Below are 24,246 nucleotides of genomic sequence, written 5' to 3' on the forward strand. Positions count from 1 at the left end.
GTTCGACCAATTACACCAGGCCTAGAGTCGAACTCATGCACTGGCTAATTTCATAAAGTCCTTTTTTTGTCAACTCCTAATACTGAACCGACGCCCTAGTGTACCACTTGTTCGACCTTAAGTAAACCGTATTGGGTTATAGTGATGAAGAACTACCGACCGTAGAAACAATAAGGGCGAAAATTGAATGATTTGGGTTATAGCTTAAAACGAGTTATTAAAACTAAACCCATCAAGAAAATCCCCGAAACAGAAGCCATTTTTAAACAGGTAACACAAATTAATACTGAATCCGATCGTGACCCTAATACTCTCCGAATCTCCATTGATGCCAAGGCAGCAGTCAAAGTTGGAGAATTTGATCGAGGTGGTAAAAGTGGCTCTCCTGGGTTTATGGTGGATACGGTATCAGACACAACTGTTCGCGATTCTGTGATGCCCTCGGAGTCAAGGATATGCGGTTTGTTTATCACCACTGAATCAGATATTTCTATTTCGGGTTGGTCACAGTTACCATCAAAGAAAATATACATAACCTTCCTCCTTACAGAATGTTCAATGTAACTTTGTTGCTATGTAAAAATTTAGAGAAAAATCAACAGGCTATACTATCTCCGCGAATTGCCATCTGAAATAATATCGATTTTCCTAGAGTCCTCAAAGAGCAGTAGTTGAATATGAATCAATAATTTTGGAACCATAGCAAGTCAAACTATACACTTGGAAAGCTAATATACAGCAAGGTTTAATTTCATTAATTTTTTCTAAATTAGGCTTTCAAATAACAGGCAAACCATCCTGAAATACCAGCAATTCTCCCGGTTTTATTTGCGTCCATACTTCGTTATCAGTCAGCGGAAAAGTGGCAAGCACCGCCACGCGATCGTCCTCTTTGGTCAATTCCCGGAAATCCACAGTTACATCTTCATCGATAGAATGCGCGCTGGCAAAAGGTGCTTGTCGCACAATATAATGCAGATTAGTAGAACAGTGTGCAAACAAGTGTTCTCCATCAGAAAGTAAATAGTTAAAAATTCCTTGAACGGCAAGATTTTTAGTGATTTCGTTGAGAACCACGTAAATTTCCGTCACAGTAGGCTTATTTTGAGGGAAACTTTCTCGCAGGTTTTCTAATATCCAACAAAAAGCTTTTTCGCTATCAGTGTTGCCTACTGGTTTGTAAATTCCGGTAGTTTCAGGATTCAAGTTTTCCAGATTTCCATTGTGAGCAAATACCCAATACCGCCCCCAAAGTTCCCGAATAAAAGGGTGGCAGTTTTCTAAAGCAATTTCCCCTTGAGTAGCTTTACGAATATGAGCAATGACGTTAGTTGAGTGAATGGGATAGCGACGCACTACTTCAGCAAGCGGAGAAGCTATCGCAGGTTTCGAGTCTATAAACAGGCGACATCCCAAACCTTCAAAAAAAGCAATTCCCCAACCGTCTTGATGAATGTCTGTTCGACCACCTCTTGCAGAAAAACCTTCAAAAGAGAAGCAAATATCTGTTGGAACATTGCAGTTCATTCCCAGTAATTGGCACATAGCTTTTAAATCTCTGGAGTTTGGATGGATGCCGCAGCTATGGGCAGCTACAGATTTTTGATGATACCATTATAGTATGAATTGATAGAGGGTCATAAAAAACATAATTAATTTGCTTTGTCAACCGTAATCATACTTAAATCATAGAAAAATGCGAGGCGCTAAAATTCAGTGGCCTATCCCGGAGAGCAGTCTTGATTGTTCCGTTTGTGTTGCAAATCTTTGCTGATGTGGGCTGGCGGGGTATCTATCCCTGCACAATGGTAAAACAACTATCAACAAACTGGCGATTCAGTTGGCACAAAAAGTCAGGTGATTTTAGATTTGAGATTCAAGAGTTGGAAATAACTTATTTTATCTGGTTGGGAGCTTGACGACAGTTACATTATTTTTTAAACTGGTATCAGTTATCACATTTACAGCACATCGATGCCTATCTCGTAATTTCCAATCAAATCAATCAGATTAATGCCAATGCGATCTAATTAGGACTGCTAAGCCACCCAAATATGACGAGATGGTGCGTTAGTTTGGGCGACTACAAGTAGCAGTTGTTTAATGTTGGCTACATTAACTACACTTCCCCAGTATTTTTCAGGTGGCTCCGGCGCTGTTCACTACTAATATTTTTAATTTCACAGCATCAATTTTTATCATCTCGTCCCGTTTTCATATTATTTCCTGTCATTTACCCTAGTAAAAACGGTTGGTAGTGAGGACTTTAGTCCTCAGATGGATGCGGACTAAAGTCCTCACTACCAACCAATTTTATAAGGGGAGTTATCGGAGGGAATGATCTCACATATCTTCAATGAACAAGCACCAAGTATAACAACTGAAAATGAAAAATTCAAATCAAAAATCCGATCGCCCAAACCGACAAATTCTCACAGGCTTAATCCTCGGATGGGGATTGCAAGGACTATTTAGCCTTCCAGCATTAGCACAACCAAGTTTACCCGAATCTCCCGCTGCGATTGAAAACCAGGCTGAACCCGCCCCTACCGCAATTACAGAAATTGCGGTTGATGCACCGGAGACCATTTTACCCGAAAATCAGCAACTTGTCGATCGCAACATCCCAGCATCCGATCCCAGTTTACCAGAATCTCCCGCCACTATTGAAAACCTTGGTGAAACTGTCGCAGAGGAAAGCGCAGAACAAGTCACATCTGTTGCTCAACTCAGCGACGTAAAACCAACTGATTGGGCATTTGGCGCACTGCAATCCTTAGTAGAAAGATACGGCTGCATAGCTGGATATCCCGACGGAACTTTTCGCGGAAACCGTGCTTTAACAAGATATGAATTCGCGGCGGGAGTCAATGCTTGTTTAGATAAAATTCGCGAATTAATCGGCACCGGAAATGAGAACCTAATCAAGCGAGAAGATTTGCTAACAGTGCAAAGATTGCAAGAAGAATTTGCCGCAGATATCGCCGTACTGCGGGGTCGCACCGACTTAATAGAAGCGCGAACAACAGAACTACAAGCAAATCAATTTTCGCCCACAGTCAAGCTGTCAGGATTCACAGTTGTGGGGATACAAGGCCGCAGTCCCAACGGTGCCGATCGCGCTCCCAGAGACGGCAAAAGAGATACCAAAGACCCCGGTACAAATGTCAACACAATCAATTTAAATCAGTTATACTTCACCGCTCAATTCAGCCCCCGCAGTAACCTATTAATCGGTCTTTTCAACCAAAACGGCAGCACTTCACCCCAATTAACCGAAGATGTAAACCTTGCTTACAATTTCGGCGAAACATCTGGCGCTACCCTCAGCGACCTCAACTACCGCTTTCTTGTCGGCGATAAATTGGCAGTATTTGCAGGAACAGCGGGAGTTAACATGATTAGCGGTTTACGAGGGCCGAATCGCGCAGAAAGTGCAGCTTCCGGGCCGATTTCTGCCTTCGCTCAAAGAAACCCAATTTTGAATACTGGTTTTGGTCTAGGCGGCGCGGGCATTGACTGGCAATTTGCCAAACGAGCTAGTTTGCAAGCTGTTTATTCTACTAATATACCCGGATTTTTTGTCAGTTCTAACGGGCCTAGCGGACACAATACACTGGGTTTGCAATTAACTCTGACTCCCGCAGATCCAGTGGATATTACTGTTTATTATGTCAACGACTATTCGCCTAACGGCAATTTGATTAGTTTCACGGGAGACAGCCAATTAACTGCTGTAAATCCTAGTACCAGCAAGTCAGCATCCTTGCAAACAAATGCTGTGGGAGCGAGTTTGAATTGGCGGGTTTCGTCGCGAGTTGCCTTGGGAGGTTGGGCCGGTTATACTAATTCTCGGATTCCGGGAAAATCGGGAAGTGTGGCAACTACAAATTATATGGTGTTTGTGAATTTTCCCGATTTGTTTGGCGAAGGGAATTTAGGGGGAATTTATATCGGGCAACCTCCTAAAATTGTCAGCAGCAATTTACCGACAGGAAACAATATTCCTGATTTTTTAGATACGGGTTTAGGGCGCAAAGGCGGCCAACCCGGAACTACTACTCATGTAGAAGTATTCTACCGCTGGCAGGTGAGCGATAATATCAGCGTTACTCCTGGAGTAATGGTGATTTTTCAACCAGATCACAGTCGCAATAGCGATCCGATTACGGTGGGTGTGTTGAGAACTTCGTTCTCTTTTTAATGGGGTTTGTAGTGTAGTGAGGACTTGAGTCCTCCTATGGGTTCGATCCTTGGGACTTCAGTCCTCATAAAAGTCAGGGAGTATCTCAGTTTTGATGTTGTATTAGTGCTGTCCTCGCTCGATATATAAACACATAGGAGCGAGGACAGCACTCCTAAAACCCGCCTTTTACATTCCTTGAGATGCTCCCAAAAGTCAGAGGACTAAAGTCCTTACTACAAACTTGTAACGGTTATTTTGCAACAATTAATATTACTTATCAGTCCGATGTGGCGAGGACTTCAACTGCTGCTAACTTCCCGAAGACTTGCAAAAAATGCAAGTTTTCAATGTCAACCAGTTTGCGGTTTCTGAGGCGGATTTAAACCGCTATGGAGATGTCTTAATCTGTTTTCTAAGTACAAACCCATCATCTTTACTAAATTTTCATATCTGTAGGATTAATCTGCTGATTGCATCTGTCTTTTCTACATGAAAGTACGGAGTTATTGCTCAAAAAAAAATCCGCACAAACACTCTGGAAATCAATTTTTTATTCAATTACCATCTTAACATATCTTCGAGAGTTCCTGAAGTTAGGGTTTAGAAAAACATGATTAACTCAACCGGCTATTTTTTCGCTCTGGGCTTTGCAGCAATTTCGGCTGTGACAGCCTGTCCTTGTCAAGCACAAACGGCTGTTGAATCAAATATAAATGTAAGGGGAGAGAACAATTTAACAACCGCCGAGTCGCAAAACGGTGCTAAGACTTCTGCTGGCGATCGCCCAAAAGCTCTTAACACTTCTAAATCTTTTGCGGTTTCAGAGACCAATACCGTACCTGCTCAACCTACTTCGACGGCGGCGGCTCCCGAAAATCAAGCTGTACGCAGCAATCCCTTGGGATGTCGATTTTTTGATACTCCTTCCATGCGGCAATAAGTATGGGGGTATATAGGCAAAAAAGAAGATCGGGGGCCAATAGAGGGCGATGCTTTTTGAGAATCGCTCTTTATTTGCTTAATTAACTTCATTTTTTATTAACTTTCTGGGGGAAAGTCAGAAAGCTGTTTGATATTCTTCAAAATTATTTGAGGCTTGCTTTTGTACTGTTCAACCTGGCCGCTGATATACACGTAACCGCGTCCTTGACCTGCATAACGCTTTTCAATCAACCGCTTCAAAGGAGCCATTTCATAAGTTTCGGCATCCGGTATCCACAAATCTAATTTATGATAAACTGAACCCGCATAAATTAGGGCATTGCCGCCGATCCATTTATTAATGCCAGCCTGCAAGTCGCAGAAAATAGTAATAGATTTAGCTTTCTCGGAAGCTGCTAAGATTTTTGGGTAGTGCAATCTCACAGAAAGCGCTCCGCCCCTTGCTTCCGACAAGCGGAACTCTTCAACAATCGAGCCTCGCATCGACCACCAAGGCAGTAAATTAGCATAGTTGCGAGAGGGAATCTTGGCATTGGTAATCGGATTCCAAATCATCAGATTGTAAGCTTTGGCAGCCGATTCTGCCTCGGTCATTTGTCGGTGATACAATCGCGATCGCCCGTATTTCATAAAGTAGGGACTCCAGCCTTCTTTAATCAGTTTTAGATTGTAATTTTCTCCATCTTTATGTACGTAACAGAGGAGACGCCCGTAGTTGTCGCGGTGTTTTGATAGTGCAATTTCAACCGGATCGTCTGTATCAAATTCTATGTCTATTAGAGGAAGTTTACCATCGGCCGTCGCGAAGTATTTTTTTGCCATTTCCGAAGCTGCTTTCCCTGCGGCAGTTACAGGCTTTGAAGTGTTAGAGTAACTTTCTTCTGTATCGACGCAAATCAGCCGCAGAGACTCGGTTTTGCCGTTGAGAGCAACTTTGACAGTATCGCCATCAACTACTTGAGTTATTTGCAGGTTCGGAATTCTGGTTGCCATATTTCGCACCCTGTTAGACTTGAGATTTGATTCACATATTGGGTTGATTGTACATGAGTTTGCTGCTGAGTGCAATTGGTTGGGAGTGAGGATCTCAGTGCGCTAACGGATATATAGCGGTGCACAAGCGCCCTACCGATTAGTGTGGGTATTTTTGATATTGATTTTTGCAAGTGGCTGCGTAATTTATCAAATCTGGGAAAAAAGCCCGAAAATCTGATTCAAGCTGCTGATAATTAATTGTTAAATCTTCCACTCCGCCTGCTAAGTTATTGGTGCGCTTGATTCTTGCCGACATTCGATGCAGAGCACTGTCTATTCCGCCAATATCCTGATAAGATCCGAGCAAGTCGCGGGCGATTATTTGCGGCATCACCCGCTTGAGTGATTCTGGCAATATATCGCGGTTGTCTTGCAGGGCTTTGTAGGCTAGGCGCGCAAAATCGCGGAGGGGAACTTCTGAATATTCCAGCCAATTTTTAGCTAAGAAGTGGTCGTAAAACACGTCAACCAAAACTCCAGCAAACCTGCGTCTCTGGGCGCAAACAAGGCTTTTGCTCGATCGCACTCTTGCATGAGAGTCCGTGTAGCTATCCACTTTTCGGTGCAAATCGATGCCCTGTCTAATGTCATCGGGGTAAAGATTGACTGCGGAACCCTTGACAAAATCGCCTAAGAGGTTGCCAATCAGCGATGCTGGCGTACCGTCTGATAAGAATAGATGAGCTAAATAATTCATTGCTACAGTATCCGCTACATTTCTCGACGAAATGCTCTAATAGCTTCCCCTGCATCGGTTTCTGCCATCAAAATGCAGCGTTTCATCAAATCGAGATTGAGGTTGCTGAGTCCGGGTAGCTGACTGCGATCGATGCGTTGATAGCTACCGTTTTGCAGATGATATATCTTCAGCAATCCATCTTCCCAAAACCAAACCTCTGGAACACCCAAAGCTTGATAGCGATCTAACTTACTGATGCCTCCACTGGTAAAGACAACTTCGATCGACAAATCTGGAATCGGCTTGACACTCCCAATGCAGTAAGATTCGTCTGCTTGCACAGAGACAACTCCCGATCTTTCCTGCGTCATTGCGCCTGTGGGCTTGAAGAATATTCCTTGTTCGACAAGAAAGGTAGTTATTAAGTAACCGATGACACGAGCAAAAGTTTCGCGGTCTTCTCCCGGCATCAGAATCTCGATCGTCCCGTTATAGTAAAATAGTCGCACTCCAGCGGAGCCTTCAAAGCCTTTTTCGATAAATTTAAACCGTTCCCACATTCCATGATGGATAATTCGCCGATCTGTGGTTTTACTAAGTAGTGGCATCGCGCTTAACTCCAATCCAGAAGTTGTTTTGATTGTAGCTCATATTTGTGAATTTAAACCAATTACTGCGTATCTCCATAAAATTATTGTAAGGTGCGGATGGCGCACCCTACTGCTATGATTATGAACCGCCGCGCAACTTATCCAAAACAGTCCGATCTTCCAAGGTAGAAGTATTCCCAGAAACCTCTTCTGGGGCGGCTAAAGAACGCAGCAACCGCCGCATAATTTTACCGCTGCGCGTTTTCGGCAAAGCATCGGTAAATCGAATTTTGCCGGGACGGGCGATCGCGCGTAAATCAACCAAGGCGATCAATCGGGGTAAAGCGACTTATCTTCAACTTTTAAACTCCTAATCTGTTCGCGAATCACATCGGTTTTTGTTCTACCGCTGTTGGCGCAATAAGCTTCCAGCCGAAGCATTTCTATTTCAGGCAGTCGGATGGTGAGAACTTTAACATTTTGACTCATACTGCAATTATACTGAAAAATGCAGTACAATCATAGCAGAGAAATGCGCCTTGGCAGAATGTTGCTGCACCATGCCAAGACGACTTCTCCGAAGTTGACATCCCAACAAAGGAGTAATTTAATTATGATTCAAGATCCAGAAAAAGAGGGTGAAAGGTGGGACGAGCCGATCCTTGCTGATAATCCCAGAGAAGCGAAACAGGAGTGCCAAAAACGAGCCGATCGCTACCAGGTTGAATTAGAATCTGTGACTCTACCCCGAAAAGTGGAAAATCGCCCTCAAATGTACCGTTGCAATTACAAGGAGAAAGAGTAATGGCTGTTCTCGAATGTGTAAAACCAGGAGCTAAACTAGGTCAAATTATTCTGGCCGTCGATCTGACTGTTGCCGGTGCAGTCGATCGCATTTTAGCAAAAATTCAAGACTTGGGATATAACCCAGAAATCCGTCATGTCAACTATCCCTCTGGAGTTCACGTCTTGGCAATTCTCAAAGACGAACAGCATTCTGAAGCAGTCGATGATGATTACTTGCTGGAAGATTGGCTGCAAGTAAGGTCGGAAATTAACAGCGATGCAGTTCATTTGTGGCGCGGTAAATAAGCGACTTTAGCTATTAACCGCAGATAATTAGTAAGGTGCGCTAGGCGCACCCTACTGCTATGATTATGAACCGCCGCGCAACTTATCCAAAACAGTCCGATCTTCCAAGGTTGAAGTATCACCAGAAACCTCTTCTCCGGCGGCTAAAGAACGCAGCAAACGGCGCATAATTTTACCGCTGCGCGTTTTCGGTAAGGCATCGGTAAATCGAATTTCGCCGGGACGGGCGATCGCCCCAATCTCCTTAACAACGTGCTGCTTCAACTCCTTCTCCAATTCTGGACTCGGCTGCTGCGAGTTATCCAGCGTCACAAAAGCGACAATTTCCTCACCTTTAATCTCATCCGGTTTGCCAACAACCGCAGCTTCCGCCACCGCTGGATGCGATACCAAAGCCGATTCAACTTCCATCGTACCGAGTCGGTGTCCGGCGACATTAATCACGTCGTCAACGCGGCCCATTACCCAAAAATAACCGTCTGTATCCTTGTGCGCGCCGTCCCCTGCAAAGTAGACAAATTTGCCATCTTTCGGGTGCAGATATTCCCAATAAGTGCGGCGGAAGCGATCGGGATCGTTGTAAAGTGTCCGCATCATTCCCGGCCAAGGATGTTTGACTACTAAATAACCGCCGCTTTCATTAGTTACTGGTTCGCCATCTTGGTCAACGATATCGGCAACAATCCCGGGGAAAGGAAGGGTTGCAGAACCGGGTTTGGTCGGAATTGCACCGGGCAAAGCGGTAATCATAATTCCGCCTGTTTCTGTTTGCCACCAAGTATCAACGATCGGACAATTCGAGTTACCAATTACGCGCTGATACCACATCCAAGCTTCGGGATTGATCGGTTCGCCGACGGTTCCTAACAACCGCAAAGATGATAAATTGCGCGCGTTGGGCAATTCTTCGCCCATTTTCATGAATGTTCTGATCGCAGTGGGTGCGGTGTAGAAAACGGTGACGCCGTATTTTTCGATTACATCCCAAAAACAGCCGGGATTCGATGGGCGGGGAGCACCTTCGTACATGACGGTTGTCGCGCCGTTGGAAAGGGGGCCGTAGACTATGTAACTGTGGCCTGTAATCCAGCCTACGTCGGCGGTGCACCAGTAGACATCGGTATCTTGGAGGTCGAAGATCCACTTGGTTGTCATGTGGGTGTAAAGGTTGTAGCCGCCTGTGGTGTGGACGACTCCTTTCGGTTTGCCGGTACTTCCTGAAGTGTACAGAATAAATAGCATATCTTCGCTATCCATCGGTTCGGCGGGGCAGTCGGCGGAGGCGTTTTTTTGCAATTCGTGCCACCAGCGATCGCGCCCTGGTTCCATCTGCACTTCTTGTTTGGTACGCTGGACGACTAAAACGTTGGTAACGCTGGGTGCGGAGTTGTTTGCTAATGCTTTGTCTACTTGTACTTTGAGGCCGACTGCTGCGTCTTTGCGGAAGCCTCCGTCTGCGGTGATGACGAGTTTTGCTTGGCCGTCGTTGAGGCGATCGCGCAAAGCTTCTGCGCTAAATCCGCCAAAAACAACGCTGTGTACTGCCCCGATTCTGGCGCAGGCTAACATGGCGATCGCAGCTTCGGGAATCATGGGCATATAAATGCCGACGCGATCGCCCTTTTGGACACCCAATTCTTTGATGACGTTAGCCATTTGACAGACTTCGCGGTGGAGTTGGGCGTAAGTCAGGGTGCGGGAGTCTCCGGGTTCGCCTTCCCAAATGAGGGCGGCTTTGTTTTTGCGCCAAGTGGTTAAATGGCGATCGAGACAATTGTAAGAAATGTTAATTTTGCCGTTAACAAACCATTTAGCAAAGGGCGGCTGCCAGTCGAGCACGGTATCCCAGTTTTGAAACCAGTCTAATTCTTGGGTAGCGAGTTCGGCCCAGAATGCTTGGGGGTCGGCTTTCGCTTTTTCGTAGAGGGCGCGGTATTCTTCTAAGCTTTTGACGTGAGCTTTTTCGGAGAATTCAGCAGTGGGCGGGAACAGGCGTTTTTCTTGCAGAATAGATTCGATGGTATCTTGTGACATCGCTGTTAGTTTGTAGTTCAGTTACTCTTTTTAGCTATTGTGTGCATAAATTGGGTAAAAAGTATGTTTATTTTCCTTAAGACTTTGGAAGATTTTGTAAGTATTGGGGATATATTATAAACTATTACAGTGGTAAATGCTCAATTTTATCTTGGTACTCATCATCAAACGATCCTTGATAAATCAAAATCAGTTCATCAATATTTTGACCGATGCTCATCTTGGAGTTCAGGAAAAATATTCCTGGGATATGGCGATTTTGCTCTATGCGATCTGTTAAATGAACTAACATGGAGCGACGGTTGTTAGTCACAAGAATGAAGTTGTGGATTTCGCACCAAATAAGAATTTCTAGATCGAGAGTTCCTTTGGAAGGTGCTGTTAGTTCTCCCACTGCTAGAACAACCAAATCAGGATTGCGCCTGCGAATTTGGTTAGCACAGGCAGGAGCGACATTTTCATCAAATAGATACTGGATTGCCATCAGCTTTTCTCATTGCATCTCTTGCTGCTCTCAGTTTGCGGATTTTTTTAGCCGCTGGAGAAGGATTGCGCTGTTGTTCTTCTCGCATTTTATCACCCCATTCCACCCATTCAGTTATGTACTTACCGACTGCTTCTTTGTTGTGCAGGTAATACAAGATGGTCGCATAAACTTGTTCGAGGGTGAGCGATGTATAAATGTTGGCGATTTCTTCGGGAGTTCGAGCGCGAAACAAATATTCATAAAGGATGGTTTCGATGCCAATGCGGGAACCTTTGAGCCGAATATCGTCAGGTCTCAGGAAGTTGAAGTAGTCTTCTAGTTGCATAACTTGGTGGTTAGGAGAAGGGTTGATAATGTAGTTCTACGATCGCACTTTTCAATATTGCTTTGAGTCGTTCGGGGTTGAGTTATTTCAGACATTGTGCCGACCTCAGCTCTAATTTAATGATACAACTCAAAGACTACGCAGACTATTGCAAATATTTGTTTATGTTCGCACTTGCCACGTTTTTGGATCTCTCCGACTGTGAAAAATTGCTGTCACAATCACCCGACTCGACACAATCCGATAGTAAACAGCATAGGGAAAGCGTCGCACCACACACCGTCTAACATCACGATACACAATTGGATATGATTCTGGTATCTGACAAATTCGATTTAACATCTCGTCCACACAGTCCAAAAAATCGTCGCCAAGTTCTAGTTGCTGACTTTCGTACCAACTGTAGGCCTCATCGAGTTCTTCACGAACTTCTGGCCGAAACACTAGCACATAATTCATGAGCGTCTTTTTACCGAAGCTTTAATTTCTTCCCAGGTCATTACATCATCGGGATTAGCTTCGCTATCACTAATCCGGCGATCGAGTTCTTGTTTTTGTACTTCTGTAAGATTGGGGTAAGCTTGCTCTGCTGCGATGCTATCCCAAATTGCTTGTACAAGCCTAATTCGGTCTTCAACACTGAGAGATGTAATTTGATTTAATGTGACACTGAGATCCATACTAATTAACCTCGATAAAAGACTGGGCAATTGGTACACATAAAATATAGCAGATTTAAGGTAGAGTTGACGGTGGAGTTGAGGAAAAATTAATATTATATCATGCCAAATCCGCTGGTAATGCCTGTATAATATACTTTACAGGAAAAGCCGATCGCACAAAAGCCATGACTCAAAATTTAGAAGCCAGCCAACTCTCGCTAAATGACGTTCGCCGCCTTCTCAAACTGGAAAGACAAACAGGAGGCTCTTTTACTGATTTTTTCTCTCTGGAACCTCTGACGGATTTTGAACAGCAGGAATTATTGCAAATCAGCAATGACTTTTGGCGCTATCTAGAAGTGGGAAAGGTTTCTGAAGAATTGGTTAAGTTTTTATCACTTTCGCCGTTGATGAGATTGACGGGATTTTTTAAAGTTCCTGTTGTGCTGACAATGGAAGATAGCATACCGATCGAAGTTGAGGATGAGGATACTTTAATTAAAGGGCGGTTGGATATTTTAGCGGTAAATCAGCCGGATGCAGAGCTCGCGGCGGCACAGTTTTGGATTTTGGTAGTCGAGGCGAAAAATAGTGCGATCGACTCCTGGGCCGGTTTGCCGCAATTGCTGACGTATGCGTTTAAGAGTTTGCAGCAGCAACCGTCTGTTTGGGGATTGACGACAAATGGACGGAACTATCAGTTTGTGCATCTGACGCGGGGGAATCCTTGCACTTATCAGATTTTACCGGAGTTGAATTTGATTGACAAAGGGCGATCGATCGAATTGGCGCAAGTGTTGAAAGCTATTTGCAAGTTGCAGAACGTGCAGTTGCAATTGGCGTAATGGTTGGGAAGTCAGGAAGACAAATTGAGGAAATATACATGAGTTAATTACCTCCCTAAGTTTATCAATAAAAATTGCACAATCGTGCCAATATAGATTTATACCATCGTCAACTTAATCATGCTTTTAACTGACATAGTAAATCTTTTAGGTAAACCCTACTTCCAAGCCTCCAACTGCCTCATTTATCAAATGGACTGCTTAGAAGCAATGTCAAAGCTCCCTGATGAATGCGTAAATCTCACTGTCACCAGTCCCCCCTATAACATTGGCAAAGAATACGAAAAAACACTACCACTTGATAAATATTTAAACTGGTGTGAAAGCTGGATAAGTGAAAATTATCGGCTAATCCTTCCTAACGGCGCTTTCTGGCTAAACTTGGGGTATCTATCAATTCCCAATCAAGCTAAAGCTATCCCAATTCCCTATCTACTTTGGGACAAAATTCCTTTTTACCTAATCCAAGAAGTTATTTGGCACTATGGCGCTGGGGTTGCTGGTAGTAAGTTCTTTTCACCGCGCAATGAAAAGTTTCTTTGGTATGTTAAAAACCATAAAGATTATACCTTTAACCTAGATGATGTGCGCGATCCAAATGTCAAGTATCCTAATCAAAAAAAGAATGGCAAAATTAAAGTCAATCCCCAAGGCAAAAATCCGACTGATGTTTGGGAATTCCCCAAAGTAACTTCTGGTAAAAATAGAGCATCAAAAGAGCGAACATCTCATCCCGCTCAATTTCCTAGTGCTGTCATACAGCGAATAATCAAAGCTTCGTCCAACCCAAATGAAATCATTTTAGACCCTTTTCTGGGTTCAGGAACTACGGCGGTTGTTGCCTTAGATTTGCAGCGCACTATTATCGGATTTGAGATTTGTCAGGAATACTGCGATTTAGCAGCCAACCGAATTGATGATTTTCTAAGACAAAAGCAGATTAGTGAAGCTCAATTATCTTTATTTTAAAGAGGGTAAATCTTGGTGAATAGGCAATTGCAGTAGCTTATATCGCTCTACATCAGGGCTTAATTTAGCTTGCTGACCAGTGGCCGCTGTTTGCCCTTGCCAATCTTCTCGATCTATCCATCCAAATCTAACTAAATTAATATTTAGAGTTTGTACGCCTTCCATTTTGGGATTGAATTTCTGGAAATTAACTACAAGGTAATAGCCGGACTTGTCTTTTTTCGGTTTTGCTCCTGTGGCGCTTTGTTGAGCATAACTGCGATTGCCGTAAGTGTTACGACTACTTGAAGAAGTTTTAATTTCAATTGAGAAGTCATTGTTCGGGATGTGAACAATATCTTTTTCGACGGCGCTGCGATCGCGCCGCCAAATTCCGGGGTATTTGCTGGCGAATTCTAATGGGATTAGTTCATGTAAAAAAAAGCCCATAATTTGGGGAGTTGGGAATAAATTTACTCCTATTCTGTAGCCTCTGCTGGTTATGCTGGATTGAAAAATTTCACTCCAAACTTGAATAACCACGTCATAAATTTCTTGTGGATCTAGTGGGTGTCAATCTATGAGTTCCCGTGTCTTTTTTGTCCAATCTTGGACAGGAAGCCCCGTATAGGGTGATTGCATTTACTCTATTTCCTGCAATAGTTCGCTGGGCGATACTCCTAGAGCTTTTGCTAACCGCAAAATGTTTAACAGGGCTATGTTCCTCTCACCCCGCTCAATACCACCAATGTAGTTGCGGTGCAGTCCGGCTAGTTCTGCTAACTTTTCTTGGGAAAAGCCCTTTGATGTCCTTAGCCTGCGAACTTGCTCTCCAAATTTTTTTAGGTCTGGATTTTCTGCCACATAAGCAAGATATCGGTGACTGTACTCCAAAATCTACACACTATGAGTGTGATTTAGGATTAAATAAAGCCAGCACGCTCATAGTCTGACCAAGCAGAATCAACTCTATGCCATCACTTTAATTGCTTTCATCGATACTTCGGGTAATTTAGGTCGTAATGAATAGATTTATGTCTAATGTTTCAAGTTATTGATATACCAGATAGTCCGATCGCCCTTCCCGCAATTTTGATGGATTGAGAAAAGGGCGTCAAGCGCAACTATCCCCGCAGGAATAGCCATTTCAAGCATTCGGATCGATTCCCAATTCCCGAAGTTTAGCTGCAAGTGCTTCGCTGCGCTGGCGTTCGGATTCTAATTGGGCGATCGCACTTTCGGCCCTTTCTCTTTCCTGTTCGGCCCTTTGCCTTTCTTGTTCCGCCCTTTGCCTTTCCTGTCCGGCCCTTTGTCGTTCCAATTCCGATTGTTCCGAGCTCCAAAGCAGCAAATTTCCCGCTGCATCCCACCACCGCAACCAGTGCATAGTTGTACCCAATCGCGTGCCGTACCAAATACCCAAAAACAAATTAATTGCTGGTATCCAGTAACGTCCCTCCGCTGTCGGCGACTGCAAAACATATTGATTTTGTTGCAGACAGCGCACTTCCAAATCGAGTGCGTAAGGGTCGAAAATAACGTAGGTAGGAACCTGCAAAATTTGCTCGTAGCAATACAGTTTGCCGTAGGGATATTTGGCGCGCACCGAATATTCCCCTGCGTCAGTTTCCGAGAGAAATTCCATCGCTATGGCAACTCGATCTCCCTCCAAAGACGGCGTGTAACTGCGGCGAATTACTCCTTCGGCTAGCGGCAATACTCGCGGCACGTACATCCAGTCTGGCGCTTTCACCACCGTCTTTTGATTCACCGTAGTAGCGATCGCAAAATTCGACGCAATTAACATTTCCGGTTGAATGCGATCGTTGCTACCGAGAGCATCCGTCAGTGCGGCCGCCAGCGGTGGCTGTTGAATATTTTCCACAGGATCGTCCGGTAATATAAAATCTGCTGGCAGTTTTTCCCAGGTAACAACTATTTCTTGTTTTGTGGGATTAATTTGGAGAACCATAGATTAGTTCCTAGCTGTTGCGATGGATATATTTTATCATAATTATTGATAATTAATACTTGGTATACCAGGACTTAGGCACTCCGCCAAAGAAACCGGGTTTTTTAGCTCATCTCCCGGCTACAGCGCGTCTTTTCGTAAAAAACCCGGTTTCTCACCATTGCGACCTATTTGATTTCGCAGCTATTAAGTATCAAGATTTGTTAAAAAATACAAGCCCGCAGTGACATAAATCAAAATTTTATCTAAAATCAAAAACAGCTAAATCCTGAAAGCAAAGGTAAGCAAATGTCTGAACTTAGACAAAATCTAATTACCAGAGATTGGGTAATCATCGCCACGGAACGGGCAAAAAGACCGGACGAATTCGCCAACAAGAAAAAGTTGATGGTAGCAGTTCCCCCGCACCGCGCCGATTGCCCGTTTTGCGTCGGAAATGAGGAAGACGGAACCTTAGAAACTTTCCGTTTGGGCGATCGCACGGCATGGAAAGTAAGGGCAATTGGTAACAAATATCCCGCCCTCTCCCCGACAGCAGAAAGGATCAGGATATCATCGGGAATTCACCGCATGATGTCGGGAATCGGCTTTCACGAAGTAATTGTCGAACACCCGCGACACGATTTGACGACTGCTTTGTTGACCGTGGAAGAAGTAACTGACATACTTTTAGTCTACCGTCACCGCTATTTAGAAATTAGAAAATATCCCCACGTTGAAACAATTGTGATCTTCAAAAATCACGGGAAAAGTGCCGGAACTTCTCTCGAACACCCTCACTCGCAGATAGCAGCGACGCCCGTTCCAGCCAATTTCGCAGCCGCATAGATGCAGCAGTTCGCTATTTTGATGATACGGGAGAATGTCTGTTTTGCAGGACTTTGGAAGATGAATTAGCGTCGGTGAAAGAGTGATTTTTGAAAGCGAATATTTTGTGGCTTTTATTCCTTATGCTGCACTTTCACCGTTTCATATTTGGATTTTTCCGCGCCGACATTCGTCTTCCTTTGATGATATTACTGATGCGGAAATTACGGATCTGGCTGATACTTTAAAAACGGTACTCGCTAAGCTTTATTACGGATTGAACGATCCAGATTATAACTATAGTATTCGATCGGTCCCGACGGCAGAACAAGCAACCAAATACTTTCACTGGTATATCGCAATTATTCCCAGAGTGAGCAAGCAGGCTGGGTTTGAGTTGGGTAGCGGGATGTTTATCAATACTGCTTTACCCGAAGAAAGTGCGGAGTTTTTGCGATCGACCGCAATTCCTGGCGATCGTAATTTGCGGCAAACCTAAAGTATAAAAGAATACAATGTATCAAGGAATATCCCAGACGAAGATGGGAGACAATTTAATGATTTTTAACCATCGGTTGAAATAGACAATTTCAATCTGCAACAACTTAATTTACACTCAAGATTTATTAACCTAGCAATACTTATCGATTTTACCAAACTCACAACAAACTTTCGACATACTCCCAGCAGTCATCGCTAAAATTAGCTCTCAACATATCTCTAATTTTAGTCTCTATCGACAATCTCGCCTCGGCAGAGTCCGCACTCTCGCCGATTTCGCAACTATCATCAGATAGATTTTGTTGAATGTGGGCGAGAGTATTGGCGAAATTAGCCAGAAAATAATGTTCGTCTACCCACGCTGTCGGATCCGGGATGGCTGGGCTTCCAAAAGCCCGATCGACTAAATCTTGTTTTGCAGAATCATCAGTCTGGTTTTTCATAGAACCCATTTACATAGAATTTGCAACCTATCCCAATCTTAAACTGAATTTTGAACGCTTGTGCGATCGCGATCGAGGAACCGCAGTGATAAATTTGTGTAATTTGTGCGATCGCGATCGAGGTTGTTTTGTCAATACGTGTTATCATGCCCTTTAAAACTCAGCGACGAAGAGCTTTCACCTCCGGTAAAACAGACTTGGGCACCATTCCGTGAACTCCTTTCTGCGGATTGTTGACAGCCTGCGTAATCCGAAAATTTACCGCTAACGAAGACAAAACATAAGCATCTTCTTCTTTGAAACCTGCAAAATGTTGCAGCCAATAAACCGTCTGTTTTACCGCCATCTCAAAGGCATCATCTAATGTTTGACCGAAACCCATAATTACAATATGAGTAGGCGTTTCAGCAAACGGAAATATTAGAAATAAATCCTTGCGTAAGATGATTTGAATAGTCCCATTCATCGAAGTTTCAATCGCAGTACCGTCAACTTCGCCGTCTCCCTGGGCCGAATGTCCGTCGCCGATTGACAGCAAACCGCCGCGCACCGAAACAGGTAAAAATAACCGCGTTCCCGGTTGCAGTTCCTGATTGTCCATATTGCCGCCGTAGCGTTGTGGAGGAATAGAAGAACGGTTGACTTGTGAATCAGCAACGCCGATAATTCCGAAGAAGGGATGCAGCGGAATCTTAGCGCCACTACCTGCGGGAAATTCCGCAAATTTTTGCTCTAAATCTAGGGGAATAAACCGCAATTTAGGTGCGGGAAAATACTCAGACAAAACTCCCCACCCCGCGCGAATTGCATTGAATCCTACTGGTAAACTCGGGTAAACTGCCTCGATGTGAATCTCTAAAACATCTCCGGGTTCGGCATTATTAACATAAATCGGGCCTGTTAGCAAGTGCGGGCCCGGGCCGACTTTGCGGTTGTCAGGTAAATTCTGACAGATATCTAAAAATTCCGGCGTCAAAAATTCCGGCGGGGCCTTGTCAGCAACATAATATCCTGAATAGGTTTCGATATCGATGCGATCGCCCGAATCGACAGTTAAAGCAGGTTCTAGCTTCGGAGAGAAACCGCCCAAGTGTACGGTTTTGCAGTTAGCTTTGAGAAGGTGACGGGTCATGTCTATTTGAAATTAAGGATGCTTTAATGGTATTAAGACTGTTATATCGCAAGTCTAAATCATTTTTGAAAAAGATTTTGTTTTGATGAACCGCAGAGGGCGCGGAGGGCGCTGACAAAGAGAATGGAGATAAATGGAGACACAAGAAAATGTAAAAAAGTGGTTGACGTTTGACATAAATAAACGTCCAAACCTGTCATGGAGATTGCTAAGTCTAGAATTTGAAATCGCTATTCTTGCTTCATACTAATGACTACTCACTACTGACTGCTGTTCACTAGCGGGGACAGCACTAATGACTAATGACTAATGACTAATGACTAATCACAATAACTTATGTTAACACCATTGCCAGATAAATTAGGAAGACCCCAAGGTTCTTCTCGCAACCTGTGGTTTTTTGCTGTTTTAATTTTGATTGTCCTATTCCTAGGTTTGATTATGCAGTCTTTCCTCAACAAACCCAAACTTTTAACCGATCCGTTTCTGCAACTCCCAACAACTAACTCGGTGCGAGTTGTTTGGTTTACTGAGTTTCCCGGTACTCGCAATATTGTTGCTTACGGCGAAAATTTGAGTAAAATTGCGACTGCAAATACTACCAAGCTAAGCCGGACTCGCGAAGACAAAGACTCCAACATTTCCGATGAAATGAAACAGGGCATAATTGACAACAATCCAATTGTCCGTCACATCTGGCGCCACGAAGCAGAAGTTACTAATTTAATCCCCGGTGTTCGCATTCCTTATCTAGTGACTAGCGAAACGAAGAATGGTGAATCTGTTAGCAGCAAAGTTTTCAGTCTTTCTCCGACACCAGCAGCGGGAATTAAGCTAAAAATCCTGTTCACTTCCGACCATCAATTGATGCCAATGACAGCGGCTAATCTCCAGAAAGTTGCAGAAACAATTGATAAAGTTGATGCAGTTTTCATGGCTGGTGATTTAATTAATATAGCCGATCGCGCTTCCGAATGGTTCGACGACGACCGAGGCCGCGCTTTTTTCCCCAGTTTCCAAGGCCGCGCCTTCTCCGAAATCGACAAAAACGGCATCAAAACGGTGTACAGCGGTGGCGAACTGATCCAACACGCGCCTCTATTTCCGACGATTGGGAACCATGAGATTATGGGTAGGTTTTCAACTAGCAGCAGTCTCAACGACCAGTTTAATGATTCTTTCCCCCGCGCTGCTGTGGAAAAAATATATCCATACCTCACTAAAAAATATGGGATGAAAGACCAAGATGTTTTGTTAAAAAACAATAGTTTTAATAGCGATACTTACAACGAAATCTTTAGTTTACCCAGTGACAAAAATTATTATGCTGTGACTTTTGGAGACGTGCGGTTAGTGACATTGTATGTTACGAATATCTGGCGGACTCCCAATTTAGATCCGGGGGCGAAAGGCAGGTATCGGGAACGGGACGAAGATTTTGACCGTCCCGAAAAATGGGGATACGGGCAGCATATTTTTGAGCCAATTGTCAAGGGCAGCGCTCAATATGCTTGGCTGGAACAAGAGTTATATAGTGCGGAATTTCAGCAGGCTAAATATAAAATAGTGATGTTTCACCATCCACCGCATTCTCTGGGCGACAATATTGTACCTGCTTATACTGACCCCGTGCAAATAGTCGATCGCACTTCCGACGGCGAGATTAAGATGGTGCGTTACGAGTATCCGAAACAGCAAGATTATCTGATTCGCGATGTGGTGCCGCTGCTAGAAACAGCGGGCGTGCAGTTAGTTTTGTACGGACATTCGCATTTGTGGAATCGGTTTGTGAGTTCCAGCGGAATGCACTTTTTAGAGACTTCTAATGTGGGCAACAGTTACGGGGCGTTTGCGGGGAGAAAGCGCCGATTTGTGCCGCCGGGATATCAAGAGGATTACAGCGCCATTGGAGATCCGAACGGACTGGAACCTGTGATGCCAACAGTTGCACCTTTGTTGGGAAAAGATGGGCTGGCACTGCCGTATATTGATAGCAATGATATTACGGCTTTTAGTGTATTTGACACGGGGAATGGCACGGTTAGTAGCTATTATTTTGATACCAGGAAACCAAAGTCGGAAGTAGTAAAGTTTGATGAGTTTAAATTGAAAAAATCGTGATTTAGTGCAGTCATGTTTGTAGTCAGGACTTCAGTCCTCAGAAAATGCTGAGGACTGAAGTCCTCACTACAAACCAATTTAATTGTTGTAGTTATAACGGATTAAACCTTCTCTTTTGCAGGCGGAACCAAACCAGTTTTATTCAAGCCAGCATCAATATCCCTCAGCAATTTAAAATCGTCTTCCGGTAAAGAATTAACAACCGAGTGTTTTTCCAGAAATGAGAATGCTTGGCGAAATTCGCGGGGCTTGCAGTCGATCGCCCGATCGAAATGACAAGGTACAATCCGATCAAAGTCCCAACTCGCGACTTTATCCACCCAATCGAGAGTTTCCCTCGGCGCGCGGTTGAGAATCAGAGTCTGCAACACCGGCGCCACCAACAACCGCCCTCCATCCCGCAAAGCCTCGAACGATCGCACCCAATCAGTTTGCCACTTAAACGGATACAATCCAAAATAAGCTTTTCTCGATCGTTCTGGCGCTTTCAGGGCCCTAGCCAACACCCCCGACCACGGCGGCACATCCAACACGCTGGGGCGAAAATACATGGCAAATAAGGCGATTCTCTGCCACCCCTTGCGCCGATTTTCGTGGGTGTCTGCCACCACATCCGAGGCGCTGTCTTTGGCGTGAAACAGCAGCGGGTACGAGTCGAGTTGGAGAATCGCGGGCGGGTTTTCGGGAATCGAAACCACAGAATCTGTTAGCATTAGCGTGCGCGATCGCCTGTGAAATAACGCAACTTCCGCAAAAAAGCCTAAACCGAGGTCGATCGGGCCCAAGATTGCCCAATCAAACTCACCTGCAAGAGGCGTGTTGCTGCTGTCAGAGGGCAGTACAGACGTGCGTTTAGCCGGCAAACCCAGCCACGAGAGCGGCAAATTCAGCGGAAAACTCCACTGCTTGGGGGCGACAAACACCTGTGCTTGGGGAAAACACCTCGCAAACGGGCCGACAAATACCTTGTGTTCGATGCCCGAAACCGTTGTCAGCAGGATATACTTAACTTCGCCGTGTTCTGCGACTAACTCGTTTACCAAGCGGATGCACTCAGGAGTCGGCGCGACGGGGGCGTAGACGAGAAGGCCTTCGGATTCGAGTTTAATTACCGTCATCCGAATCGGCACAATTACGTAGAAAATGCCTTGCAGTTGGTCAAAAGTCCAGATTTTGTCCTTGACTATTTCCTTGCGGATTGTCCGCCGCCTGCTGTAGGGATACATTGGAACGATCGGCCAAAAGGGCCATGAATAGTCCCGATTGTCAATCTTTTCTGATGTTGATGTGCCTTCGCCGTCTGTCACTCCGCGACTCCTTGCCGATTTTTTGTACGTGCGTGCGATCGAACTTTTGTTATTTTATTTCAATCTCAGCGCCCAAGTGCGATCGAAAAAAAATATCACAGCCATCAACTGGGTTTCTAAATCGGAGATTATTGAACCGCGAAGACGCTAAGGACGCGAAGGAAGAGAAAAGAAGAAGACACAACAAAGAAATACTGCTAGGGGTGGGTTTAGGGAAGAATCTATGAAAGAAACCAGTTAATCGAGGCAAAACCCGCCCTCTTGTGCTGATACAATTATAGGCTGGCAAGAATTTCTCACCTTAGTAGATGGACGTAATACCAATTTAATGTGAAGTTGCACATATCTCCATCCCCCTCGCATCCCCCTCAATTCGGGGAGTAGGGGTTGACGAAAGAGAAGAATCTTGTCCCCCCCTTATCAAGGGGGGTTAGGGGGGATCCGAATTCGAGAGCAGCCTCATAAAAAATTGGTATAAAGCATCAGTCTCAACTAAAAGCTGAATTTGATTAAAAATCTGTTTGAGCTTAAGTTAACACTGATTGAGGGAAATAAACGCCACTGATCTGTCTGGCGGACAAGTAATATACGTTTACCTACTTTGCACAAAGAATTCTCCATCACAAATCTCAAATCAAAACTCCTAAATCGATATGACTCAAAACTACCGCATCACTCTTTTACCAGGAGACGGCATCGGCCCTGAAATTATCGCTGTGGCGGTAGATGTCCTGAAACTTGTCGGCAAACAATTGGACATCGGCTTTGAATTTCAAGAAGCTTTAATGGGCGGTGCCGCTATTGATGCCACAGGCAATCCGCTACCGGAAGAAACTTTGGAAAAATGCCGCAACAGCGATGCCATATTATTAGCAGCTATCGGCGGTTACAAGTGGGACAATTTGCCCCGCGAACAGCGCCCGGAAACTGGATTGTTAGGACTGCGCGCCGGATTGGGATTGTTTGCAAATTTGCGTCCTGCGACTATTTTACCGCAATTGGTTGATGCTTCTAGTTTGAAACGGGAAGTTGTCGAAGGGGTGGATATTATGGTCATCCGCGAACTCACTGGCGGCATTTATTTTGGCAAACCGAAAGGCATTTTTGAGACGGAAACCGGGGAAAAGCGCGGTGTGAATACGATGGCTTACACCGAGTCAGAAATTGACCGCATCGGGCGCGTGGCTTTTGAGACTGCCCGGAAGCGCGGAAAAAAGCTGTGTTCCGTTGATAAGGCGAATGTTTTGGATGTTTCGCAACTGTGGCGCGATCGCATAATTGCCCTTTCTTCAGAATACCCCGATGTGGAACTTTCTCACCTTTATGTTGACAACGCCGCCATGCAGTTAATTCGCTGGCCGAAACAGTTCGACACAATTGTCACGGGTAACTTATTCGGCGACATTCTTTCTGATGCGGCGGCGATGCTAACTGGTAGTATTGGAATGCTACCTTCTGCTAGTTTGGGTGCAAGCGGGCCTGGTGTTTTTGAACCAGTGCACGGTTCCGCACCCGATATCGCCGGACAAGATAAAGCTAATCCCATCGCCCAAGTTTTAAGCGCCGCAATGATGTTGCGCTACGCCTTAAATCAGCCGGAAGCTGCTAATAAAATTGAGCAAGCGGTTGTGGCAGTTTTGGATCGAGGTTATCGCACTGGTGATATCATGTCGGAAGGTATGAAACTTGTCGGTTGTCGGGCAATGGGCGATGCTTTAATTGAAGTTTTGCAAGGTTAATCTCGCTTGTCAGATGCGTCAGCAATTAGCCGATTCAGACAGAAAATCACGCTTTCAGGACTTAGCCAGAACCTAATTATGTAGGGTGCGTGCGCATTGCGCACCTTACTAATTATGTAGGGTGCGCATTGCGCACCTTACCGCTTAACTCGCAATGACAGGATTATGGGATTGCTTCGGGCCTCGCAAGTAGCAAGGTGCGCAGTGCACACCTACTAATTATGTAGGGTGCGCATTGCGAACCTTACCGCTTAACTCGCAATGACAGGATTATGGGATTGCTTCGGGCCTCGCAAGTAGTAAGGTGCGCAGTGCACACCCTACAATTAGAGTCTGTGCATAAGTGTTATATAAGAATATTTGTCAAATAATAGATTAGCTAAGTAAGGTGCGCACTGC

28 protein-coding genes and 2 pseudogenes are annotated in these 24,246 nt (G+C 44.6%); 12 read left to right on the forward strand and 18 right to left on the reverse strand.

What is annotated here, in order from left to right:
- Positions 1-113: 113 nt before the first annotated feature.
- Positions 114-378 (forward strand): annotated as a pseudogene (locus tag JGK39_RS23230) (ISAzo13 family transposase); the annotation flags it as partial.
- A 399-nt stretch (positions 379-777) separates the two neighbouring features.
- On the opposite strand, the gene JGK39_RS23235 reads toward JGK39_RS23230, so the two are convergent.
- Positions 778-1,545 (reverse strand): class II glutamine amidotransferase, encoded by a 768-nt coding sequence (locus JGK39_RS23235; RefSeq protein WP_293258120.1) that lies wholly within the window; start codon positions 1,543-1,545, stop codon positions 778-780.
- 841 nt (positions 1,546-2,386) lie between these two features.
- On the opposite strand from JGK39_RS23235, the gene JGK39_RS23240 reads away from it, so the two are divergent.
- Both JGK39_RS23240 and JGK39_RS23245 read left to right on the forward strand, forming a co-directional pair.
- Positions 2,387-4,204, forward strand: a complete 1,818-nt coding sequence (locus tag JGK39_RS23240) for an iron uptake porin (RefSeq protein ID WP_293258122.1) — start codon at positions 2,387-2,389, stop codon at positions 4,202-4,204.
- A gap of 592 nt (positions 4,205-4,796) precedes the next feature.
- Positions 4,797-5,126: a hypothetical protein gene (locus JGK39_RS23245; RefSeq protein WP_293258124.1), complete on the forward strand. Its 330-nt coding sequence runs from the start codon at positions 4,797-4,799 to the stop codon at positions 5,124-5,126.
- Positions 5,127-5,224: 98 nt separating this feature from the next.
- Here JGK39_RS23245 and JGK39_RS23250 read toward each other — a convergent pair whose 3' ends face one another.
- The 5 genes from JGK39_RS23250 to JGK39_RS23270 form a co-directional block, all read right to left on the reverse strand.
- Positions 5,225-6,121 (reverse strand): thermonuclease family protein, encoded by an 897-nt coding sequence (locus tag JGK39_RS23250; RefSeq protein ID WP_293258126.1) that lies wholly within the window; start codon positions 6,119-6,121, stop codon positions 5,225-5,227.
- A gap of 139 nt (positions 6,122-6,260) precedes the next feature.
- The gene (locus tag JGK39_RS23255; RefSeq protein WP_293258128.1) at positions 6,261-6,860 is read right to left on the reverse strand and encodes an ACP phosphodiesterase; all 600 of its coding nucleotides are present in this window, start codon (positions 6,858-6,860) and stop codon (positions 6,261-6,263) included.
- Positions 6,861-6,874: 14 nt separating this feature from the next.
- A complete protein-coding gene (locus JGK39_RS23260; RefSeq protein ID WP_293258130.1) occupies positions 6,875-7,450 on the reverse strand; it encodes a Uma2 family endonuclease in 576 nt (191 codons plus the stop codon).
- Between the two features lie 121 nt (positions 7,451-7,571).
- On the reverse strand, positions 7,572-7,757 hold the full coding sequence (locus JGK39_RS23265) for a hypothetical protein (RefSeq protein ID WP_293258132.1): 186 nt from the start codon (positions 7,755-7,757) through the stop codon (positions 7,572-7,574).
- 5 nt (positions 7,758-7,762) lie between these two features.
- Positions 7,763-7,921 (reverse strand): hypothetical protein, encoded by a 159-nt coding sequence (locus tag JGK39_RS23270; RefSeq protein ID WP_293258134.1) that lies wholly within the window; start codon positions 7,919-7,921, stop codon positions 7,763-7,765.
- Between the two features lie 19 nt (positions 7,922-7,940).
- Between JGK39_RS23270 and JGK39_RS23275 the strand changes: the two genes are divergently transcribed.
- Positions 7,941-8,237, forward strand: coding sequence for a hypothetical protein (locus JGK39_RS23275; protein WP_293258136.1), 297 nt, complete (start codon positions 7,941-7,943; stop codon positions 8,235-8,237).
- A complete protein-coding gene (locus JGK39_RS23280) occupies positions 8,237-8,524 on the forward strand; it encodes a hypothetical protein (RefSeq protein ID WP_293258138.1) in 288 nt (95 codons plus the stop codon). The genes JGK39_RS23275 and JGK39_RS23280 overlap by 1 nt, the downstream gene beginning before the upstream one ends.
- 63 nt (positions 8,525-8,587) lie before the next feature.
- Here the strand turns inward: JGK39_RS23280 and acs are convergent, their stop codons facing one another.
- From acs to JGK39_RS23305, 5 genes are all read right to left on the reverse strand, one after another.
- Complete coding sequence (gene acs / locus JGK39_RS23285) at positions 8,588-10,558, reverse strand: acetate--CoA ligase (protein ID WP_293258140.1); 1,971 nt, start codon at positions 10,556-10,558, stop codon at positions 8,588-8,590.
- A 124-nt stretch (positions 10,559-10,682) separates the two neighbouring features.
- Complete coding sequence (locus JGK39_RS23290; RefSeq protein ID WP_293258142.1) at positions 10,683-11,042, reverse strand: DUF5615 family PIN-like protein; 360 nt, start codon at positions 11,040-11,042, stop codon at positions 10,683-10,685.
- Positions 11,020-11,370, reverse strand: a complete 351-nt coding sequence (locus JGK39_RS23295) for a DUF433 domain-containing protein (RefSeq protein WP_293258144.1) — start codon at positions 11,368-11,370, stop codon at positions 11,020-11,022. Before JGK39_RS23295 ends, JGK39_RS23290 begins: the two co-directional genes overlap by 23 nt.
- A gap of 162 nt (positions 11,371-11,532) precedes the next feature.
- Complete coding sequence (locus tag JGK39_RS23300) at positions 11,533-11,829, reverse strand: type II toxin-antitoxin system RelE/ParE family toxin (protein WP_293258146.1); 297 nt, start codon at positions 11,827-11,829, stop codon at positions 11,533-11,535.
- Positions 11,826-12,050 carry an addiction module protein gene (locus JGK39_RS23305; RefSeq protein ID WP_293258148.1) on the reverse strand — a complete coding sequence of 75 codons (225 nt, stop codon included), beginning with the start codon at positions 12,048-12,050 and terminating at the stop codon, positions 11,826-11,828. The genes JGK39_RS23300 and JGK39_RS23305 overlap by 4 nt, the downstream gene beginning before the upstream one ends.
- A 167-nt stretch (positions 12,051-12,217) precedes the next feature.
- Between JGK39_RS23305 and JGK39_RS23310 the strand changes: the two genes are divergently transcribed.
- Together JGK39_RS23310 and JGK39_RS23315 are read left to right on the forward strand one after the other, a co-directional pair.
- Positions 12,218-12,877 carry a restriction endonuclease subunit R gene (locus JGK39_RS23310; RefSeq protein WP_293258150.1) on the forward strand — a complete coding sequence of 220 codons (660 nt, stop codon included), beginning with the start codon at positions 12,218-12,220 and terminating at the stop codon, positions 12,875-12,877.
- Positions 12,878-13,087: 210 nt separating this feature from the next.
- Entirely contained in the window at positions 13,088-13,846 is a 759-nt protein-coding gene (locus tag JGK39_RS23315; protein WP_293258152.1) for a site-specific DNA-methyltransferase, read from the forward strand.
- Here JGK39_RS23315 and JGK39_RS23320 read toward each other — a convergent pair.
- From JGK39_RS23320 to JGK39_RS23330, 3 genes and pseudogenes are all read right to left on the reverse strand, one after another.
- A pseudogene (locus JGK39_RS23320) lies at positions 13,838-14,386 on the reverse strand (ScaI family restriction endonuclease); the annotation flags it as partial. The gene JGK39_RS23315 and the pseudogene JGK39_RS23320 sit on opposite strands and share 9 nt — an antisense overlap.
- An 81-nt stretch (positions 14,387-14,467) precedes the next feature.
- Positions 14,468-14,689 (reverse strand): helix-turn-helix transcriptional regulator, encoded by a 222-nt coding sequence (locus JGK39_RS23325; RefSeq protein WP_293258154.1) that lies wholly within the window; start codon positions 14,687-14,689, stop codon positions 14,468-14,470.
- A 283-nt stretch (positions 14,690-14,972) separates the two neighbouring features.
- Positions 14,973-15,797: a Uma2 family endonuclease gene (locus tag JGK39_RS23330; RefSeq protein ID WP_293258156.1), complete on the reverse strand. Its 825-nt coding sequence runs from the start codon at positions 15,795-15,797 to the stop codon at positions 14,973-14,975.
- 288 nt (positions 15,798-16,085) lie between these two features.
- On the opposite strand from JGK39_RS23330, the gene JGK39_RS23335 reads away from it, so the two are divergent.
- Both JGK39_RS23335 and JGK39_RS23340 read left to right on the forward strand, forming a co-directional pair.
- The gene (locus tag JGK39_RS23335) at positions 16,086-16,625 is read left to right on the forward strand and encodes a DUF4931 domain-containing protein (RefSeq protein WP_293258158.1); all 540 of its coding nucleotides are present in this window, start codon (positions 16,086-16,088) and stop codon (positions 16,623-16,625) included.
- An 82-nt stretch (positions 16,626-16,707) separates the two neighbouring features.
- Positions 16,708-17,103: an HIT domain-containing protein gene (locus tag JGK39_RS23340; protein ID WP_293258160.1), complete on the forward strand. Its 396-nt coding sequence runs from the start codon at positions 16,708-16,710 to the stop codon at positions 17,101-17,103.
- A gap of 160 nt (positions 17,104-17,263) precedes the next feature.
- On the opposite strand, the gene JGK39_RS23345 is transcribed toward JGK39_RS23340, so the two are convergent.
- The 3 genes from JGK39_RS23345 to JGK39_RS23355 are packed head-to-tail and all read right to left on the reverse strand — an operon-like array spanning position 17,264 to position 18,680.
- Positions 17,264-17,548, reverse strand: a complete 285-nt coding sequence (locus tag JGK39_RS23345) for a hypothetical protein (protein WP_293258162.1) — start codon at positions 17,546-17,548, stop codon at positions 17,264-17,266.
- A complete protein-coding gene (locus tag JGK39_RS23350; RefSeq protein WP_293258164.1) occupies positions 17,532-17,696 on the reverse strand; it encodes a hypothetical protein in 165 nt (54 codons plus the stop codon). Before JGK39_RS23350 ends, JGK39_RS23345 begins: the two co-directional genes overlap by 17 nt.
- A 12-nt stretch (positions 17,697-17,708) precedes the next feature.
- The gene (locus JGK39_RS23355) at positions 17,709-18,680 is read right to left on the reverse strand and encodes an acetamidase/formamidase family protein (protein WP_293258166.1); all 972 of its coding nucleotides are present in this window, start codon (positions 18,678-18,680) and stop codon (positions 17,709-17,711) included.
- A 336-nt stretch (positions 18,681-19,016) separates the two neighbouring features.
- Here JGK39_RS23355 and JGK39_RS23360 point away from each other — a divergent pair, with 336 nt between their 5' ends.
- Positions 19,017-20,801 (forward strand): metallophosphoesterase, encoded by a 1,785-nt coding sequence (locus tag JGK39_RS23360; RefSeq protein ID WP_293258168.1) that lies wholly within the window; start codon positions 19,017-19,019, stop codon positions 20,799-20,801.
- Positions 20,802-20,902: 101 nt separating this feature from the next.
- On the opposite strand, the gene JGK39_RS23365 is transcribed toward JGK39_RS23360, so the two are convergent.
- A complete protein-coding gene (locus tag JGK39_RS23365; protein ID WP_366048918.1) occupies positions 20,903-22,027 on the reverse strand; it encodes a DUF4336 domain-containing protein in 1,125 nt (374 codons plus the stop codon).
- 37 nt (positions 22,028-22,064) lie between these two features.
- On the opposite strand from JGK39_RS23365, the gene JGK39_RS23370 reads away from it, so the two are divergent.
- On the forward strand, positions 22,065-22,259 hold the full coding sequence (locus JGK39_RS23370; protein WP_293258212.1) for a hypothetical protein: 195 nt from the start codon (positions 22,065-22,067) through the stop codon (positions 22,257-22,259).
- Between the two features lie 502 nt (positions 22,260-22,761).
- A complete protein-coding gene (gene leuB, locus JGK39_RS23375) occupies positions 22,762-23,847 on the forward strand; it encodes a 3-isopropylmalate dehydrogenase (RefSeq protein ID WP_293258172.1) in 1,086 nt (361 codons plus the stop codon).
- Positions 23,848-24,246 lie beyond the last annotated feature (399 nt).

The organism is Microcoleus sp. PH2017_12_PCY_D_A (assembly GCF_020738565.1).
In the GTDB taxonomy this organism is placed as follows: domain Bacteria; phylum Cyanobacteriota; class Cyanobacteriia; order Cyanobacteriales; family Microcoleaceae; genus Microcoleus.

What these genes read in the sequence shown, in the direction of transcription:
- JGK39_RS23235 (WP_293258120.1), bottom strand. Translation starts at nt 1,545, where the DNA reads ATGTGCCAATTACTGGGAATGAACTGCAATGTTCCAACAGATATTTGC.
- JGK39_RS23240 (WP_293258122.1), top strand. Translation starts at nt 2,387, where the DNA reads ATGAAAAATTCAAATCAAAAATCCGATCGCCCAAACCGACAAATTCTC.
- JGK39_RS23245 (WP_293258124.1), top strand. Translation starts at nt 4,797, where the DNA reads ATGATTAACTCAACCGGCTATTTTTTCGCTCTGGGCTTTGCAGCAATT.
- JGK39_RS23250 (WP_293258126.1), bottom strand. Translation starts at nt 6,121, where the DNA reads ATGGCAACCAGAATTCCGAACCTGCAAATAACTCAAGTAGTTGATGGC.
- JGK39_RS23255 (WP_293258128.1), bottom strand. Translation starts at nt 6,860, where the DNA reads ATGAATTATTTAGCTCATCTATTCTTATCAGACGGTACGCCAGCATCG.
- JGK39_RS23260 (WP_293258130.1), bottom strand. Translation starts at nt 7,450, where the DNA reads ATGCCACTACTTAGTAAAACCACAGATCGGCGAATTATCCATCATGGA.
- JGK39_RS23270 (WP_293258134.1), bottom strand. Translation starts at nt 7,921, where the DNA reads ATGAGTCAAAATGTTAAAGTTCTCACCATCCGACTGCCTGAAATAGAA.
- JGK39_RS23275 (WP_293258136.1), top strand. Translation starts at nt 7,941, where the DNA reads ATGCAGTACAATCATAGCAGAGAAATGCGCCTTGGCAGAATGTTGCTG.
- JGK39_RS23280 (WP_293258138.1), top strand. Translation starts at nt 8,237, where the DNA reads ATGGCTGTTCTCGAATGTGTAAAACCAGGAGCTAAACTAGGTCAAATT.
- acs (WP_293258140.1), bottom strand. Translation starts at nt 10,558, where the DNA reads ATGTCACAAGATACCATCGAATCTATTCTGCAAGAAAAACGCCTGTTC.
- JGK39_RS23290 (WP_293258142.1), bottom strand. Translation starts at nt 11,042, where the DNA reads ATGGCAATCCAGTATCTATTTGATGAAAATGTCGCTCCTGCCTGTGCT.
- JGK39_RS23295 (WP_293258144.1), bottom strand. Translation starts at nt 11,370, where the DNA reads ATGCAACTAGAAGACTACTTCAACTTCCTGAGACCTGACGATATTCGG.
- JGK39_RS23300 (WP_293258146.1), bottom strand. Translation starts at nt 11,829, where the DNA reads ATGAATTATGTGCTAGTGTTTCGGCCAGAAGTTCGTGAAGAACTCGAT.
- JGK39_RS23305 (WP_293258148.1), bottom strand. Translation starts at nt 12,050, where the DNA reads ATGGATCTCAGTGTCACATTAAATCAAATTACATCTCTCAGTGTTGAA.
- JGK39_RS23310 (WP_293258150.1), top strand. Translation starts at nt 12,218, where the DNA reads ATGACTCAAAATTTAGAAGCCAGCCAACTCTCGCTAAATGACGTTCGC.
- JGK39_RS23315 (WP_293258152.1), top strand. Translation starts at nt 13,088, where the DNA reads ATGTCAAAGCTCCCTGATGAATGCGTAAATCTCACTGTCACCAGTCCC.
- JGK39_RS23330 (WP_293258156.1), bottom strand. Translation starts at nt 15,797, where the DNA reads ATGGTTCTCCAAATTAATCCCACAAAACAAGAAATAGTTGTTACCTGG.
- JGK39_RS23335 (WP_293258158.1), top strand. Translation starts at nt 16,086, where the DNA reads ATGTCTGAACTTAGACAAAATCTAATTACCAGAGATTGGGTAATCATC.
- JGK39_RS23345 (WP_293258162.1), bottom strand. Translation starts at nt 17,548, where the DNA reads ATGAAAAACCAGACTGATGATTCTGCAAAACAAGATTTAGTCGATCGG.
- JGK39_RS23350 (WP_293258164.1), bottom strand. Translation starts at nt 17,696, where the DNA reads ATGATAACACGTATTGACAAAACAACCTCGATCGCGATCGCACAAATT.
- JGK39_RS23355 (WP_293258166.1), bottom strand. Translation starts at nt 18,680, where the DNA reads ATGACCCGTCACCTTCTCAAAGCTAACTGCAAAACCGTACACTTGGGC.
- JGK39_RS23360 (WP_293258168.1), top strand. Translation starts at nt 19,017, where the DNA reads ATGTTAACACCATTGCCAGATAAATTAGGAAGACCCCAAGGTTCTTCT.
- JGK39_RS23365 (WP_366048918.1), bottom strand. Translation starts at nt 22,027, where the DNA reads ATGTATCCCTACAGCAGGCGGCGGACAATCCGCAAGGAAATAGTCAAG.
- leuB (WP_293258172.1), top strand. Translation starts at nt 22,762, where the DNA reads ATGACTCAAAACTACCGCATCACTCTTTTACCAGGAGACGGCATCGGC.